The 16,134-nt window shown below is 70.1% G+C and carries 11 protein-coding genes; 4 read left to right on the plus strand and 7 right to left on the minus strand.

Features of this window, described 5'->3' with window-relative positions; all coding sequences use genetic code 11:
• Positions 1–133 precede the first annotated feature (133 nt).
• Positions 134–4,135, plus strand: coding sequence for a hypothetical protein (locus tag G3I78_RS11630; protein ID WP_343243722.1), 4,002 nt, complete (start codon positions 134–136; stop codon positions 4,133–4,135).
• A 113-nt stretch (positions 4,136–4,248) separates the two neighbouring features.
• Here the strand turns inward: G3I78_RS11630 and G3I78_RS11635 are convergent, their stop codons facing one another.
• On the minus strand, positions 4,249–5,511 hold the full coding sequence (locus G3I78_RS11635) for an Ig-like domain-containing protein (RefSeq protein ID WP_164423246.1): 1,263 nt from the start codon (positions 5,509–5,511) through the stop codon (positions 4,249–4,251).
• 206 nt (positions 5,512–5,717) lie between these two features.
• Positions 5,718–6,062, minus strand: a complete 345-nt coding sequence (locus tag G3I78_RS11640) for a hypothetical protein (RefSeq protein WP_203614849.1) — start codon at positions 6,060–6,062, stop codon at positions 5,718–5,720.
• Between the two features lie 109 nt (positions 6,063–6,171).
• On the opposite strand from G3I78_RS11640, the gene G3I78_RS11645 reads away from it, so the two are divergent.
• Complete coding sequence (locus G3I78_RS11645; RefSeq protein ID WP_343243723.1) at positions 6,172–6,474, plus strand: hypothetical protein; 303 nt, start codon at positions 6,172–6,174, stop codon at positions 6,472–6,474.
• Between the two features lie 42 nt (positions 6,475–6,516).
• Positions 6,517–7,284, plus strand: a complete 768-nt coding sequence (locus tag G3I78_RS11650) for a hypothetical protein (RefSeq protein ID WP_164423248.1) — start codon at positions 6,517–6,519, stop codon at positions 7,282–7,284.
• Between the two features lie 59 nt (positions 7,285–7,343).
• On the opposite strand, the gene hutH is transcribed toward G3I78_RS11650, so the two are convergent.
• The 5 genes from hutH to G3I78_RS11675 form a co-directional block, all read right to left on the minus strand.
• Positions 7,344–8,882, minus strand: coding sequence for a histidine ammonia-lyase (hutH, locus tag G3I78_RS11655; protein ID WP_164424145.1), 1,539 nt, complete (start codon positions 8,880–8,882; stop codon positions 7,344–7,346).
• A gap of 81 nt (positions 8,883–8,963) precedes the next feature.
• Complete coding sequence (locus tag G3I78_RS11660) at positions 8,964–10,112, minus strand: GGDEF domain-containing protein (protein WP_164423250.1); 1,149 nt, start codon at positions 10,110–10,112, stop codon at positions 8,964–8,966.
• A 470-nt stretch (positions 10,113–10,582) separates the two neighbouring features.
• Positions 10,583–11,389 (minus strand): enoyl-CoA hydratase-related protein, encoded by an 807-nt coding sequence (locus G3I78_RS11665; protein ID WP_164423252.1) that lies wholly within the window; start codon positions 11,387–11,389, stop codon positions 10,583–10,585.
• Between the two features lie 912 nt (positions 11,390–12,301).
• Positions 12,302–13,435, minus strand: coding sequence for an adenylate/guanylate cyclase domain-containing protein (locus G3I78_RS11670; protein ID WP_164423254.1), 1,134 nt, complete (start codon positions 13,433–13,435; stop codon positions 12,302–12,304).
• Positions 13,436–13,561: 126 nt separating this feature from the next.
• On the minus strand, positions 13,562–14,425 hold the full coding sequence (locus G3I78_RS11675; protein ID WP_164423257.1) for a biotin--[acetyl-CoA-carboxylase] ligase: 864 nt from the start codon (positions 14,423–14,425) through the stop codon (positions 13,562–13,564).
• Positions 14,426–14,536: 111 nt separating this feature from the next.
• Between G3I78_RS11675 and G3I78_RS11680 the strand changes: the two genes are divergently transcribed.
• On the plus strand, positions 14,537–16,132 hold the full coding sequence (locus G3I78_RS11680) for an acyl-CoA carboxylase subunit beta (protein WP_164423259.1): 1,596 nt from the start codon (positions 14,537–14,539) through the stop codon (positions 16,130–16,132).
• Positions 16,133–16,134: the final 2 nt, after the last annotated feature.

The following is a 16,134-nucleotide window of genomic DNA, read 5'->3' on the forward strand; positions in this document are numbered from 1 at the left end:
TACATGGAAAGGGCGAACGCCGGGAAGATTCCTGGTCCTCGCCACCGTCAGCGCACTCTGCATGACTCCGCTCGCCGCTCAGCAGGCCTCAGCCGATACTGCGGCCGATTCCCCGCCGGGCTCCGTCGCGGACGTGAACGCCGGGCAACCGGACCTCACCCCGGCCCCGACGGACGACACAGATCCACCGGCGCCGACCGGCTCGCTGCGGCCGTCCGACGACGGCGACCTGACGACCACCGAACAGACCGCGGTGGCGGCCGCCCAGAAGCAGGCCGCGGTCACGGGCGAACCCGTCCAGGTGGCTGCCCTGACCACAGAGACGACGACCACGACGGCAAACCCGTCCGGCACGCTCACCTACGACTCCAGCCTGCTGCCTGTTCGGGTGCGCAAAGCCCACCGGTGGGTTCCGGTGGACGCGACGCTCCAGCACAACGCCGACGGTTCCTGGAGTCCGAAGGCCGCCGCCGAACCCCTCGCCCTCTCCGGCGGAGGAACTGCTCCGCTCGCCACCATGACCGAGGGAAAAGCCTCTCTCGCCCTCTCCTGGCCGCACGCACTGCCCACCCCGCAGGCGTCCGGCGCGAGCCTGACCTACCCCGACGTACTGCCCGACGTGGACCTCAAGGTCACCGCGGACACCCAGGGCGGCTGGTCCGAAGTCCTCGTCGTCAAGAACGCACAGGCCGCGACCGACCCAGGGCTTGCCCAACTCGCCCTGACCACCCGGGCCAAGGGCGTCTCCGTCGTCGACGACGGCCACGGCAACCTCGCCGCGACCACCCCCGACGGGCAGGTGCTGTTCAGCGCCCCGCAGCCCGCGATGTGGGACTCGACCGGCGCCCCGAAGGACACGGTCACGGCCCCCGCTCCCCAGGCCCATGTAGCCCGCGTCAAGGGGCAGTTGCGAGGCCACATGCTCTCCCTGACGCCCGACACCCATCTACTCGAAGACGCACGTACCAAGTTCCCGGTGTACATCGACCCCACCTGGAACCCGCACTACGCCAGTGGCGCCAAACAGCACTACGTGGAGACCCAGCAGGGCTGCCCCACCGCGAAGAACTACGACTCCACCCAGTACGGCGACCCCGGTGTCGGCTACAACAGCTGGTCGGGCTGCATCGGCGGCGAGCGCTCGTACTTCCAACTCGCGGTGCCCTCAGCCATCTACGATGCCCACGTCGTCTCCGCCACGGTGAACGCCAAGGAGAACTACTCCGCCAGTTGCAGCCTGTCCTCGGACGTCTACCTCTACTGGTCCGGTGCGATCAGCTCCTCCACCACCTGGAACAGCAAGCCGTCGCTGACCGGCAAGCTCGCCACCAAGAGCTTCGGCCCCGCCTGCACCAGCGAGCCCTCCGGCGGCTTCTCGGTGACCTCGACCATCGCCAAGGGCGCTGCCGCACACTGGAAGAGCTGGACCTTCGCCCTGGTCAACAGCCAGAACGGCAGCGGTGACGGCAACTACTTCAAGCGGTTCGACAACAACCCGTCGATGTCGATCGAGTACAACCACGTGCCCAACAAGCCCGGCACACTGGCCACCAAGGTCGGCTCCACCTCGCTCGGCTGCGGCACCGCGACCCCGTACCCGATCGTCGGCAAGACTCTCGCCACCACCCCGCCCACCCTCAATGCCACGGTCAGCGACACCGACAAGGACGCGCTCGCCGCGACCTACTCGTACTGGGTGGGCAGCAGTTCGGCCACCACGACCACCAGTGCCACCGTCGCGAGCGGAGCGAACGCGCCGAAGCAGCTGCCCTCCGCGTTCATGAGCGGACTGGCCGACGGCAGCGTGGTGAGCTGGAAGGTCACCTCCAGTGATGGCGAGGACACCTCCGCGGTCTCGGCGACCTGTCACTTCACCGTCGATCTGCACAGCCCCGCCCAGCCGACCGTCACCAGCGCGGACGGCCTCTACCCCGAGGACCAGTCCGGCACGACCACGGCAGGCACCCCGGGCACCTTCACCATCTCGGTGGACCCCGGCGCCAACGGCAACAACGCGGCCAAGTTCCTCTACGGCCTCGACGCGGCCCCTCCGACCTCCAACACCCCGGCCGCGCAGACCAAGACGGCCGCCGGCAACAAGGCCACCGTCACCGTGACCCCGGTGGCGCCCGGCACGCACACTCTCTACGCCTACGCGGTCGATTCGGCCGGCAACGTCTCCTCGCAGCAGCAGTACGAGTTCACAGCCCTTGGGCACGCCACGAAGACCTACGCCGGCCTCCAGGCGGCCTTCGACAACACCGCCACCACCGACGACAGCGACCGCGCCACCGCCGACGCCGACGGAGTGGGAGCCACGCTCTCCCTCCAGAGCCTCAAGGCGGCGGGCTGGCAGCCCGGCGGGAAGATCACCGTGGACGGTGCCGCCTTCACCCTGCCCAACTGGGGCTCCGCAAGCGGCGACAACGTGATGGCGGCCAACCAGACCATCCAGATGAACGGAACCAGCGGCCAGGCCCTCGTCTTCCTCGGGTTCTCCACCTACGGCTTCGTAGGATCCCAGCACCAGGGCGGCGACACCGCCAGCCCCGTGGTGCCGGACAGCACCAACACCTCGGCCACCAACTGCAGCCTGGGCAACGGCACTTACGAGGACTGCGTCACCCCCAAGGGCGCCATCAGCTACGGCGACGGCACCACGCAGCCGTACTACCTGACCATGCCCGACTGGGTGTACGGCTCCGACACCCTGGCAGCCGTGACCCTGCTCCATCGCAACACACCGAGCGCCCAGGAGACCCGGAGCACCAACATCTACGCCTTCGCGGTGCCGTTGAAGGCGGGCGCCACCGTCGACTCGGTAAGGCTGCCCGACCTGGCCGACGCCGCTCGCAAGTACGTGCCGGGCCTGCACATCATCGGCATGTCGGTCCGAGACACCGCCACGGCTGCGAACGGAGCTTCCTGGACCGGCAGTTGGAGTGCGCCCAGCGAAGAGCGGTTCCACTTCTCGGACATGGGGGCCTTCAGCAACCAGACCTTCCGTGAGGTCACCATGGCCAGCGCGGGCGGCGACTCGGTACGGCTGCGCCTGTCCAACGCCCTCGGTACCGACCCGCTCACCCTGGACCATGTCACCGTCGCCCCGTACGGCAACGGCGCCACCCTGACCTCCCCACCGGTCGACGTCACCTTCGGCGGGGCGAAGTCGGTGGTGATCCCGGAGGGCGGCGAGCTCTACAGCGACCCGATCCCCATGACCGTGGCCCCACGCGGGGTGATCACCACCAGCATCCATCTGGTGAACCAGGTCAACTACCTGGTCATGCATCCGTGGGCGGCCGGGGACACGCTCAGCTACGTCAGTGCCACCGGCAGCGGCGACCACACCACCGACACCGCCAGTACGGCGTTCACGGGCACGGGCACGATCTCAGCGGGCCGTTTCGCGGACATCCTCACCGGGGTCGACGTCACGACCACGGATCACCGGCCGACGGTCTCCGTGCTGGGCGACGGTCTCGTGGACACTCGCACCACCGGCACCACGGCGGCCTACAACGGCTCACGCTTCAACCAGTGGCTCGCGTACCGGCTGGTCAACAACACCGACGGCGTCCCTGTCTACGGCGTGGTCGCCTCCGGCATAGAGAACAACTACCTCGGCACCGACCAGGGAGCAGGGGCAGGCGGCCGGGCCGCACTCACGCGCCTGGACCGGGACGTCCTGTCCGTCCCCGGCATCCGCACGGTCGTGGTCACCCAGGGCCTGGAGGACATCGTCGCGGGCCATGACGACGTCGACATCGACAACGCACTCGGGCTCCTGCGAGATCAGCTCAAGGGCTGGGGCATCAAGGTCGTCTTCACCACTCTGACCCCCTGCGACGGCTACGGCCCCTGCACCGCGGCCGTCGACCAGAACCGCATCGACTCCAACACCTGGATCACCGACCAACTCGACTTCACCACACCGACCGTTAGCTACGTCGACGCGGAAGCGGTCGTAGGGGTCACGGACACCGCGAGCACGGCGGACCCGCAGGCGCTGAAGCTGGGCAGCGACACCGCCCCGGCGGACTTCGACGCCGGTGACCACGTCAACCTCACGTCCGACGGATACAGCGCGATCAGCGACACCTACGACCTCGCCTCACTCGGCCCGGACGCATAGAAGGACCCCAACGGCGAACCCCCACCGCACAACCCAGAAGGCGGCCACCCCCAAAGGGGCAGCCGCCTTCCCGTATCCGTCAATCCGTGAATCCGTCAATCAGCCGGCGTCCCTCAGACCGCCGACCCCGCCTTCCAGTCCGCCCAGCTCAGGTTCCAGCCGTTGAGGCCGTTGTCCGGGGCCACCGTCTTGTCGCCGGTGTTCTTCACGACCACCACGTCGCCGACGATGGAGTTGGTGTAGAACCAGTAGCCCGCCGTGCCGGTGTCGTTGGCGCCCTTGGTGTCCGAGAGGCCCACGCAGCCGTGGCTGGTGTTGACGCTGCCGAAGATGGACTTGGCGCCCCAGTAGTTGCCGTGCACGAAGGTGCCGGAGTTGGTGAGGCGGATGGCGTGCGGTACGTCCTTGATGTCGTACTCGCCCTTGCCGTCGTCGTCGGTGAAGCCCACGGTCGCGCCGTTCATGCGCGTCTCCTTGAACTTCTCGGACATCACCATGATGCCTTCGTACGTCTTGTTCTCCGGCGAACCGGCCGAGATCGGGATGGTCTTGATCGTCGCGCCGTTGTGCGTGATCTTCATCTGCTTGGTCTTGGCGTCGACGTACGAGACCTGGTTGCGGCCGATCTTGAAGGAGACCGTCTTCTGCTGGACGCCGTAGACACCGGAGGCGCCCTCGACACCGTCGAGCGCGAGCTTCAGCGTGACGGTGGAGTTCTCCTTCCAGTACTCGTCGGGGCGGCAGTCCATGCGCTGGGTGCTGAACCAGTGGCAGACGACTTCCTGACCGCTGGTCGTGGAGACGGTGATGCCCTTCTGGACGGCCGCCTTGTTGGTGATCGCCTTGTTGAAGTTGATCGACACCGGCATGCCCACGCCGACGGTCGAGCCGTCCTCCGGCGTGAAGTTGCCTATGAAGCTGTTGGCCGGGGAGACGGTCGTGAACGAGGCGTTCTCGTGCGCGACGAGACCGTCCGAGTCCTTGGCCTCCGCGGCGACCTTGTAGGTCGTGGAGCGCTCCAGCTGCGCCTCGGGCTTCCAGCTCGTCTTGTCGGCGGACAGCGCGCCCGCGACCTTGGAGCCGTCGGCCGTCGTCATCGTCACGTCGGTGAGCGTGCCCTTGCTCACCACGACGGCGGCGGAGTTGTTGATGGAGGCGTTGTCCGAGCCGTCCTTGGGCGTGATCTTGATCTCGGCCTGTGAGCTCTTCTTGGCCGCCGCCTCGTCGGCCTTGGCCTGCGAGGTGTCCCCGCTGCCGTTCGATGAGCTGTCGTCGCTGCTCGAACACGCCGAGAGCACCAGCACACCGCCGAGCAGAGCGGACGCGACCGTCAGGCCCCTGCGCCGCTTACTGACCGTCATCACACGCTTCTCCATCGTCGCCGATTCCCAGAAACCCCGAGAGTCCCCGTCAATAAAAACTAAACGCTACGACCGGTTCGTCCCGTTCCACCTTCCGCGAAGGTGTGGGGCACACCACGCCCACCGGGGCGGGGGGTGCGTCTGTCGGCCCGTGCGACCCCTGAGACGACGAAACCCCGGACGGCGGTTGCCACCCGGGGTCACGAATTTCCCGGGCACGCTCAGCCGACGGCTTCTTCTTCCTCGTCCTCCTCGACATCATCCTCGTCGAGGTCCCAGTCCGGCGAATCCGGGTCGTAGTCGATCTGCTCGCTGCTCCAGGATGCCTGGGCCAGTTCGACCCCCGGAACCTCCCCCACCAGGTCGAACGGGTCCACGAGGTAGGCGAGGGCCTCCGCAGTGTCTTCCGTCACAGCACCCTCGGCGTGCGCGCGCTCGTCGTCCGGCATGTCCGGATCGTCCGCGATCCGGGCGAGCGCGGCCCGAGTCACGGCGTCCTGGTCGTCCACCTCGACGACCAGTTCCACCCGAAGTCGTACAAAACGTGATGTCTCTGGAGTGCTCATGCGGGGAGCGTAAAGCCCATCCCTCCCGTGACTTTCCCGTGACCCGCGCCTTTCACTAACATCGGCCCACACGGCCAATTCGCCAGCGCCACAAGGGGATCGATATTCCGTGTCATCCGCTCGCCGTCCGTTGCTGACCGCCACCGCCGCGGGGACCCTCCTGGGTGCCCTGTGGTTCGTCCCGTCCGCCAACGCGTCCCAGGACGCGCCGGCGAGAACAGAGCCGTCCGTGCAGGCCACGGCACAGGCGCGGGCCACGACCACGAGCGCGGACACCGTTACGGACGACACGCGGCTCGCCGACACCGGCAGCTTCGACACCACGCCGTACGTCGTCGGCGGCACCCTCTTCCTCACTCTGGGTGCGGGCTTCGTCGTCTATTCGGTACGCCGGGAACGCCTCGGTTTTTAAACGCGCTTGACGATTTCTTGGACCAACGTTCATAGTCCGCGCATGAAGAGATCATCGAGGGCGCGCATGGGCGCCACGGCGACCGTGAGCGTGCTGTCGCTCGCCCTCGTCACAGGGTGCGGCGGGGGCTCGGACGACGACTCCAAGGAGCCCGCCGCCGCCTCCAAGCCGGGCACGAGCGCGAGCACGACCGCGAATGCGAGCACCACGGCGAAGGCACTCACCGCCGCCGAGTTGGAGAAGCTGCTGCTCGTCCCGAGCGACCTCCCCAGGGACAAGGTCGCCGACGGCGACGACACCCTGCCGAAGTCCCGGAGCGAGCTGAAGACGGACAAGGACGCCTGCGCCCCGCTCGGCCACGCCCTGGCCGCCCTCCCGCCGGGCGACACCGACGCGGGCGCGAGCAACACCGTCACCTCGGAAGAGCGCGTCGGGGACTCCTTCGCCGTCACCATGACCAGCGTCGGCCTCTCCTCGTACGACGGCGACGGCGCCGAGCGGGCTCTCGCGGCCGTCTCCGCCGGGATCGCGGCCTGCGCCGGGGGGTTCGGCATCACCGCCCAGGGCGAGGAGATGAAGATCACCAAGGTCGCTGCGGGCAAGGCCTCGGGCCAGGGTGACGCGTCGGTGGCCTTCGTCCTGGACGCCGACATGGACGGCGAGGGCACGGGCAGCTTCACCGTCCAGGTGGTGCGCGTCGGCAGCACCGTCTCCACCTACTACTCGGTCGACTCCGCCTCCATCGAGGGCGGCAAGGCCTCCACCGTGCCGCTCGCCGTGCTCGACGCGCAGGTGGCCAAGCTGAAGTGACACCGAGGGCCCCGCCGTCGTCGTACGGCAGAGCCCTCGACCAACCCGGCGAACGCCTACTACCGCAGTGGCCCGGTGACGGCCTCCACCGCCGCGACCAGCCGCCCCTCACGCACGAACACGTCGGCCGCGGCGAGGTCGGGCGACAGGAACCGGTCGGGCCCGGGACCCTCGACCCCCGCCTTCCGTACGGCGGTGATGGCGGCCCGGGTCGCCGGCGCGGGACTCAGCCCCTCCCTCAACTCGACGGCGCGCGAGGCGGCGTAGAGCTCGACGGCGAGCACCCGCGTGAGGTTGTCGACGGCGGTACGCAGCTTGCGCGCGGCGGACCACCCCATCGACACGTGGTCCTCCTGCATCGCGGAGGAGGGGATCGAGTCCGCCGAAGCCGGCACGGCCAGCCGCTTCAACTCGCTGACCAGCGCGGCCTGGGTGTACTGCGCGATCATCAACCCCGAGTCCACACCGGCGTCGTCGGCGAGGAACGGCGGCAGCCCGTGCGACCGGTTCTTGTCGAGCAGCCGGTCGGTCCGCCGCTCGGCGATGGACGCGAGATCGGCGACGGCGATGGCGAGGAAATCAAGCACATAAGCGACAGGCGCCCCATGGAAGTTGCCGTTGGACTCCACCCTCCCATCAGGCAGCACAACGGGGTTGTCGACCGCGGACGCCAACTCCCGCTCCGCCACCAGCCGCGCGTGCGCCAAGGTGTCCCGCCCGGCCCCGGCGACCTGCGGGGCGCAGCGCACGGAGTAGGCGTCCTGCACCCGGGGAGCGTCGTCCTGGTGATGCCCGGTGAGCTCCGAACCCTCCAGCACGGCAAGCATGTTGGCGGCGGAGTCCCCCTGCCCCGGATGCGGCCGGATGGCGTGCAGCTCGGGAGCGAGCACCCGGTCGGTACCGAGCAGCGCCTCAAGACTCAACGCGGCCGTGACGTCAGCGGACTTGTAGAGCATGTCCAGATCGGCGAGCGCCATGACCAGCATCCCGAGCATGCCGTCGGTGCCGTTGAGAAGGGCGAGCCCTTCCTTCTCCCGCAGTTCGACGGGCGCGATCCCGTGCTCCGCGAGCAACTCACCGGCGGCCCGCACCACACCGTCGGGCCCCTCGGCGTCCCCCTCCCCCATCAAGGTGAGGGCACAGTGCGAGAGCGGCGCGAGATCCCCGGAGCACCCGAGCGACCCGTACTCGTGCACCACGGGCGTGATCCCGGCGTTGAGCACATCGGCCATGGTCTGCGCGACCTCGGGCCGCACCCCCGTGTGCCCCGAGCAGACGGTCTTCAGCCGCAGGAACATCAACGCCCGTACGACCTCCCGCTCCACCCTCGGCCCCATTCCCGCGGCATGCGAGCGGACGATGTTCCGCTGCAACTGGGCCCGGAGTTCCTGGCTGATGTGCCGGGTCGCGAGGGCGCCGAAGCCGGTGCTGACGCCGTAGACGGGCTCGGGCTTGGCCGCGAGGGCGTCCACGATCCCGCGGGCGGCGGCCAGCGCCGAGACCGCCTCCTCGGACAGCTCGACACGAGCACCGCCCCGGGCCACGGCCAGGACGTCGGACGCGGTGACCCCGGACGTCCCCACCACCACAGTGTGCATATCCATATTCAGGAGCGTACGCACTGAATTCCAGGATGTCACTACTGGTTCGGGGTTACGCCCCTTACACCCCGGCCCGCCTCAGGGCCGCCGCCCCCGGAACCGCCGCCGCTCGGCCGACGCCCCGGAAGTCGCGGTGTCCGCCAGCCGTACGACGGGGTCGTCGGCCCCCGCCCGCCCCGCGACGACCGGCCGCACGGCACGCTCGGCCTTGGCCCGGTACTGCGCGGCATCGGCGAGCCGGAAGAGCCGCCGGGCGGACCGCACGGGCCCGATCGCGTCCCCGGTCGAGGCGACCCCGCAGGCCACGCCCTCCCCCAGCTCCAACTCCCCGGCCCGACGGCAGAGTTCATCGGCGGCCCGCACCACTTCATCGGCGGAGGGCCCGACGGCGAGCAGACAGAACTCGTCCCCACCGAGCCGCGCGGCGAGCGCCCCCGGCAGCATGGCCCCGCACAGCGAGAGCACCGACCCGAAACGTTCCAGCAGCCGATCCCCGACGGCATGCCCACAAGAGTCATTGACCTTCTTCAGCCCATTGAGATCACACACCACAAGGCTGACGACGACACCGTCCCGCTTGTGCCGCTCCACGGCCTCGTCCAGCCGCACATCGACGGCCCGACGGTTGGCGAGCCCGGTCAGCGCGTCGGTGAACGCCAGCCTCCGGGCCTCCTCCAACCGCTCCGCCTGAGCGATCCCGGCGGCGACGACAGCGGCCAGCACGGTGGCGAAGTCGGCGTCCTCCCTCCCGAACACCGCGGCACCGGCGGGCCGGGCGACATACAGCTCCCCCCAGGCCCGCCCGTTCAGCACGATCGGCGCGACGACACAACACCCACGGCCCCGTCTGCGCAGCGCGGCCACCCGCTGGTGCACATACCCGGGCCTGCGCCCCGCGGCGGGCCCCTCCGCCGTCTCCACCCACGCGTTGGGCTCCCCGCCCCCGGCCCACCGCTCATGCAGAAACTCGGTGATCTCCGGAAACTGATGCACCGGATACGCCTCCCCCTCCGGAAACTCCTCCTCCCCCACCACCCGCTCCCCCACATTCACCAACACCCGCAACCGCCCCAGCTCCCGCTCCCACACCGACAACGCCGCGAAACTCCCACCGAGCGCCCGACAGGCCCCCACAGCAGCGGCCCGCCACGCCTCCCTGGAGCCGTGAGCGGCAGCCATGCCCTGAGCCAGCGCAACGACCGCGACCAGCCGAGTGTCCTCACCCATCACTCCAGGCTAGGGAGGATTTGGGTGGGGGTCGGGGTGTGGATGGGACGTTCGGGTGAGTGGGGCGCGCCTATGGGGGTGCCGGGTTCGGTTGTGGGGCGGCTGCGGGCGAGTGGGGGCTGGTCGCGCAGTTCCCCGCGCCCCTGACTAGTTGCAGCGGACCTGCACCACGACGGGCCGTTCGCCGCGTACGGCGCGCAGGGGACGGGGTGGGGGGTGTCCGCCCGCAGCGGCCGGCGTCCATAACCGAGCACAACTCAAGAGACCGAGCCGCCGGACCGAGGACGGATACCCCCCACCCCGGCCCCGACCCACAACACACCCGCACGCGCTACACACGCCCCCACCGGACCGCAACGGGCCGCCGCAGGCATCCAGGGGCGCGGGGAACTGCGCAAAACGCCCGCCCCCACCGAACCCGCAGACGCAGACACGCACCCGACCGACAACCACCGCACCCGCACGCCATGTCACCGCCCCGGCCAAACAGCCGCCCGCCCCTCATTGAACGCCGCCACCCCCTCCACCCGATCCCCCGAAAACGCCACAGCCCGCCACGCCGCGTCCTCCACCTCCAACCCCGCCCGCAGATCCAACCCCTGCCCCAACCGCAACGCCCGCTTCGCCGCCCGCAACCCCACGGGAGAGTTCGCCGCGATCCGAGACGCCAGTTCCAGCGCCGCAGACCGGTCCTCCCCCTCTCCCACCAGCTGATCCACCAGCCCCAACCCGTACGCCTCCTCCGCAGCGACCCGCCGCGCGGTGAAGATCAGCTCCGCGGCCCGAGCCGCCCCCACCCGCCGAGGCAGCAACTGCGTCCCCCCGCCCCCCGGAATCACCCCCACCGACACCTCGGGCAACCCCACCACGGCCGTACGGTCCGCCACGATCAGGTCGCACGACAGCGCCAGTTCGAACCCCCCACCCAGCGCGAACCCGTGCACGGCAGCGACCGTCGGCATGGGCAGCTCCAGCACCCCCGTGTACGCCCCCCGAGCCACCGGCCGCTGCCGCACCAACTCCGCGTCGCTGAAGGAGTTCCGCTCCTTCAGATCGGCCCCCACACAGAAGGCCCTCTCATGCGTGGAGGTGACCACAACCACCCGCACACCCCCATCCGCCCCCAACGCGGAACAGGCAGCCCCGATGGACCGAGCCATCTCGGTGGAAACGGCGTTCATGGCCTTGGGCCGATCAAGAACCAGCTCGGCAACATGCCCCTCCCCGTCCCCATGCCGCCGCACCACCACGAACTCCCCGAACCGCTCCTCACCCATGACACCCTCCCGGTTAACGCGGGTTAACAGAACCGACGGCCCGATCATCGCAGCCCCGCCCCCACCGCGAAAGGTTCCCTCCCCACCCCCCGACACCCCGTTCGAGTGACATCCCGCCCAACTCCGACCCGACCCCTCACAGCAGCGCATAACGTGCGCCCCGCCACGGCGCACAGGGGGCGCGGGCACCCAGGGGAGGATTCGGGATGACGACGGCGACGACCACGATGACGCAAGCGGCAGCGGCAACCGCAGGGATCACGGAGACCGGCGGCCCCCGGCTCTTCGCCCCCCGAACCCCCCGAGGGCGTCACCGCAAGCCCCGCCCCCGCAAGGTCATGCTCGCCGCGGGCGGCCTGGCCCTCGCCGCCGGCGCCCTGAGCCTCGTACGCCTGACCCCCGACACAGGAGTGGGCGGCTTCGGCACCACGGAAGCGGACCCCCAACAGGACCCGTCAACGGACTACGGCACAGGCACAGGCACGGGAACGGGCCCGGAACGCGCAACAAACGCCGCAGCAACCCTCAAGGCGGCCCCCACACCCGCCCCCTCCACAACCACCCCCATGGGCGGAGTCTCATCAACCCCCACCACCCCGACCACCGCCGCCCTCCCCCCAACCGGTTCAGCGACGGCATTCCCCCTGGAAGCACTCCCCACAACGATCCCCCAGGCCCCGAACACCCCACCCCCCACAGCCACCACGACAACCCCCACCCCCCACCCCCCGACGACAACCACCGCACCCCACCCACAACCGGCCCCGACGACACAGCCCCCGGCCCCCACACAACCCGCGCACCCCGCGCAACCCACAACCGACCCCGGCCTCTGCGTCCCGATCATCGGCCTCTGCGTACAACAGCGCAGCTAGGCCACCCCACCCCCTGCAACCGGAACCGCAACCGCAACTACAACGCCACCCCATCCCGCCGAGTGAGCAACCAGGGCTCCACAACCCCCAACCCCCGCACCGGCCGCTGCCACATCGGCTGCAACGCGAACCGGTACACCGGCGGCTCCTCCCCCTCCTTCTCCGTCGCGGCCGCCGCCTCCGCCGCCTCCGCCTCGGAGGCCGGCGCCTCGCCCGAGCGGATCAGCTCCTCCGCGAAGGCGCTGTCGACGAGCACGGCGTCCCGGGGAGCTATCGAGGTCAGCCGGGAGGCGAGGTTCACGGTCGTACCGAAGACATCACCCATACGGGTGGTCACCGTGCCGAACGCGATGCCGACCCGCAGCTCGGGCATGGTCTCGTCGTTCGCCATGGTCTCGATCAGCCGCAGCGCGATCTCCGCGGCGACACCGGGGTCGTCGGCGCTGTAGAGCACCTCGTCGCCGAGGGTCTTGACGAGCCGCCCGCCGCGCGCGGCGACGAGGTCGGCGGCGGTGGTCTCGAAGGCCTCGACGAGCTCGCCGAGCTCCTCCTCCTCCATCCGGCGGGTCAGCCGCGTGAACCCGACGAGGTCCGCGAAGCCGACGCACAGCCGCCGGTCGACCATCTCCTCGTCGTCGGCGGCCTGCACGACCCGGCCGGTCGCGGCGGCGAGCTGGCGGCGCCAGACGTAGACGAGGAACTCCTCCAGCTCCGGCAGCAGCAGCTCGATGAGGGGATACGTCACCTCGGTGCGCGTCATGCCGGGTTCCGGGGGCTCGGTCAGGCCCTCAAGGAAGGAGTCGATCTGCCACTCGGCGAGCCGGGCGGTGGTCTGCCCGGTGGACCGGGCCACCTGTACGGCCATCGCCTCGCTGAGCAGCCCCGCCTCCACGAGACCCGCGAGCCGCCGCAGCGCGAGCACGTCGGCCTCGGTCAGCGCCTTGGCCTGCCCGATGTCGGCGAAGCCCATGGCCCGCCAGAAGCGGGAGGCCAGCTCCATGGAGACACCGGCGCTGCGGGCGGCCTGAAAAGGGGTGTAGCGCCGCTCGGCACCGAGGATGAGCCCTTCGAGGCGCAGGGCGAGCGGGTTCTCACCGGGATCGGCGGACGGCGGATCGAACCGGCCGTCCGCGTCCGCGCCCGCACCGGAGCCCGTGTCGTCGACGGTCACGCCTGCTGCCCTTCCGATCTGTCACGGTCAGGTATCGACCGGCCTCAACTGTACGGCAGGTGTGCGCCAGCTCACTCCGTGGGAGCCGCAATTCGCCACGGCCCCGCACCACCGGGCGGCGCGGGGTCACACCGGTCGCAGGTGGACGATGTCTCCCGCTCCCACCGGCTCCTGTACGCCCTCCTTCGTCGCGATCACCAGGCGGCCGTCCCCGTCCACACCCACCGCCTCGCCGACCAGCGACCGGTCGCCGGGCAGCTCGGCCCGTACGGTACGACCCAGCGTCGCGCACCCCGCCGCATACGTCTCCTGCAACCCGCTCACCGTCGGATCGCCGGCCGCGGCCCGCCAGCGGTCGTACCACTCCTCGAGGGACCGGAGCACGGCCCGCAACAGGGGGTCACGGTCGGTGCTCACCGCGCCCGCCAGCATCAGCGACCCGGCGCCGGGCACCGGAAGCTCCTCCTCGCGCAGGGTGACGTTGATGCCGACGCCCACGAGGACGCCGTCCTCGCCGGCCCGCTCGGCGAGGATGCCGCCGGCCTTGCGCTCCTCGTCGCCGACGGTCACCAGGAGGTCGTTGGGCCACTTGAGGGCCGTGTCCACGCCGGCCGCGCGCGACAGCCCGGTGGCCACCGCGACGCCGGTGAGCAGCGGCAGCCAGCCCCAGCGGGCCACGGGGACCTCGGCGGGGGTCAGCAGGACCGAGAAGAAGAGGCCGGACCTCGGCGGCGCGGTCCACTGGCGGTCCAGGCGGCCCCGGCCCGCGGTCTGCTCCTCGGCGACGAGGACCGCGCCCTCGGCGGCCTTGCCCGCGGTGGCGCGGGCGACCAGGTCGGAGTTGGTGGAGCCGGTACTGGGCACCACCTCGACCCCGGACCACAGCCCGCCCTCCCGCACCAGCCCGCGGCGCAGCGCGGCGGTGTTGAGGGGCGGCCGGTCCAGGTCCGACCAACGGCTGTTGTCTCCTGAAACATCTCGCGGCGTCATGCAAGCCACCCTAGGTGTGTGAAACGCCGCACTGCTGATTCGTAGGGGCCCCACTACTCTACGGATGAGTAACCGTCCCCCCTTTTGAGCAGGCAGGGAGCCGCGATCCCGATGTCCGAGCCGGAAGCGACCGACATTCACACCACCGCGGGCAAGCTCGCGGATCTCCAGCGTCGTATTGACGAGGCGACGCACGCCGGCTCCGCACGCGCCGTCGAGAAGCAGCACGCCAAGGGCAAGCTGACGGCCCGTGAGCGCATCGAACTCCTCCTGGACGAGGGCTCGTTCGTGGAGCTGGACGAGTTCGCCCGGCACCGCTCGACCAACTTCGGCCTGGAGAACAACCGCCCGTACGGCGACGGCGTCGTCACCGGGTACGGCACGGTCGACGGCCGCCCGATCGCCGTGTTCTCCCAGGACTTCACGGTCTTCGGCGGCGCCCTGGGCGAGGTCTACGGCCAGAAGATCGTCAAGGTGATGGACTTCGCGCTGAAGACCGGCTGCCCGGTCATCGGCATCAACGACTCCGGCGGCGCCCGTATCCAGGAAGGCGTGGCCTCCCTCGGGGCGTACGGCGAGATCTTCCGCCGCAACACCCACGCGAGCGGTGTCATCCCGCAGATCAGCCTGGTCGTCGGCCCGTGCGCGGGCGGCGCGGTCTACTCCCCGGCGATCACCGACTTCACGGTCATGGTCGACCAGACCTCGCACATGTTCATCACCGGCCCGGACGTCATCAAGACGGTCACCGGCGAGGACGTCGGCTTCGAGGAACTGGGCGGCGCCCGCACCCACAACGCGGTGTCCGGCGTGGCCCATCACATGGCCGGGGACGAGAAGGACGCCATCGAGTACGTCAAGCAGCTGCTGTCGTACCTGCCGTCCAACAACCTCTCCGAGCCGCCGGTCTTCCCGGAGGAGGCGGACCTCGCCCTCACCGACGAGGACCGCGAGCTGGACACGCTGGTCCCCGACAGCGCGAACCAGCCGTACGACATGCACACGGTGATCGAACACGTCCTGGACGACGCCGAGTTCTTCGAGACGCAGCCGCTGTACGCGCCCAACATCCTCACCGGGTACGGCCGGGTGGAGGGCCGCCCGGTCGGCATCGTCGCCAACCAGCCGATGCAGTTCGCGGGTTGCCTCGACATCACCGCGTCCGAGAAGGCGGCCCGCTTCGTCCGCACCTGCGACGCCTTCAACATCCCGGTGCTCACCTTCGTGGACGTGCCGGGCTTCCTCCCGGGCGTCGACCAGGAGCACGACGGCATCATCCGCAGGGGCGCCAAGCTGATCTACGCCTACGCGGAGGCGACGGTCCCGCTGATCACGGTGATCACCCGCAAGGCCTTCGGCGGCGCGTACGACGTCATGGGCTCCAAGCACCTCGGCGCGGACATCAACCTCGCCTGGCCCACCGCCCAGATCGCCGTGATGGGCGCCCAGGGCGCGGTCAACATCCTGCACCGCCGCACGATCGCGGAGGCCGAGGCCAACGGGGAGGACCTGGAGGCCGTCCGCGCCCGTCTGATCCAGGAGTACGAGGACACCCTCCTCAACCCCTACATCGCGGCCGAACGCGGCTACGTCGACTCCGTGATCATGCCGTCGGACACCCGCCGCCACGTGGTCCGGGGCCTGCGCCAACTCCGCACCAAGCGCGAGTCCCTGCCCCCCAAGAAGCACGGCAACATCCCCCTCTGAGG

Source organism: Streptomyces sp. SID13726 (assembly GCF_010548375.1).
In the GTDB taxonomy this organism is placed as follows: Bacteria; Actinomycetota; Actinomycetes; order Streptomycetales; family Streptomycetaceae; genus Streptomyces.

Excerpts from the sequence above, each read along its gene's own strand:
- hutH (WP_164424145.1), bottom strand. The coding sequence starts at position 8,882 with ATGCACACTGTGGTGGTGGGGACGTCCGGGGTCACCGCGTCCGACGTC.
- G3I78_RS11665 (WP_164423252.1), bottom strand. The coding sequence starts at position 11,389 with ATGGGTGAGGAGCGGTTCGGGGAGTTCGTGGTGGTGCGGCGGCATGGG.
- G3I78_RS11640 (WP_203614849.1), bottom strand. The coding sequence starts at position 6,062 with ATGAGCACTCCAGAGACATCACGTTTTGTACGACTTCGGGTGGAACTG.
- G3I78_RS11675 (WP_164423257.1), bottom strand. The coding sequence starts at position 14,425 with ATGACGCCGCGAGATGTTTCAGGAGACAACAGCCGTTGGTCGGACCTG.
- G3I78_RS11650 (WP_164423248.1), top strand. The coding sequence starts at position 6,517 with ATGAAGAGATCATCGAGGGCGCGCATGGGCGCCACGGCGACCGTGAGC.
- G3I78_RS11635 (WP_164423246.1), bottom strand. The coding sequence starts at position 5,511 with ATGGAGAAGCGTGTGATGACGGTCAGTAAGCGGCGCAGGGGCCTGACG.
- G3I78_RS11660 (WP_164423250.1), bottom strand. The coding sequence starts at position 10,112 with ATGGGTGAGGACACTCGGCTGGTCGCGGTCGTTGCGCTGGCTCAGGGC.
- G3I78_RS11680 (WP_164423259.1), top strand. The coding sequence starts at position 14,537 with ATGTCCGAGCCGGAAGCGACCGACATTCACACCACCGCGGGCAAGCTC.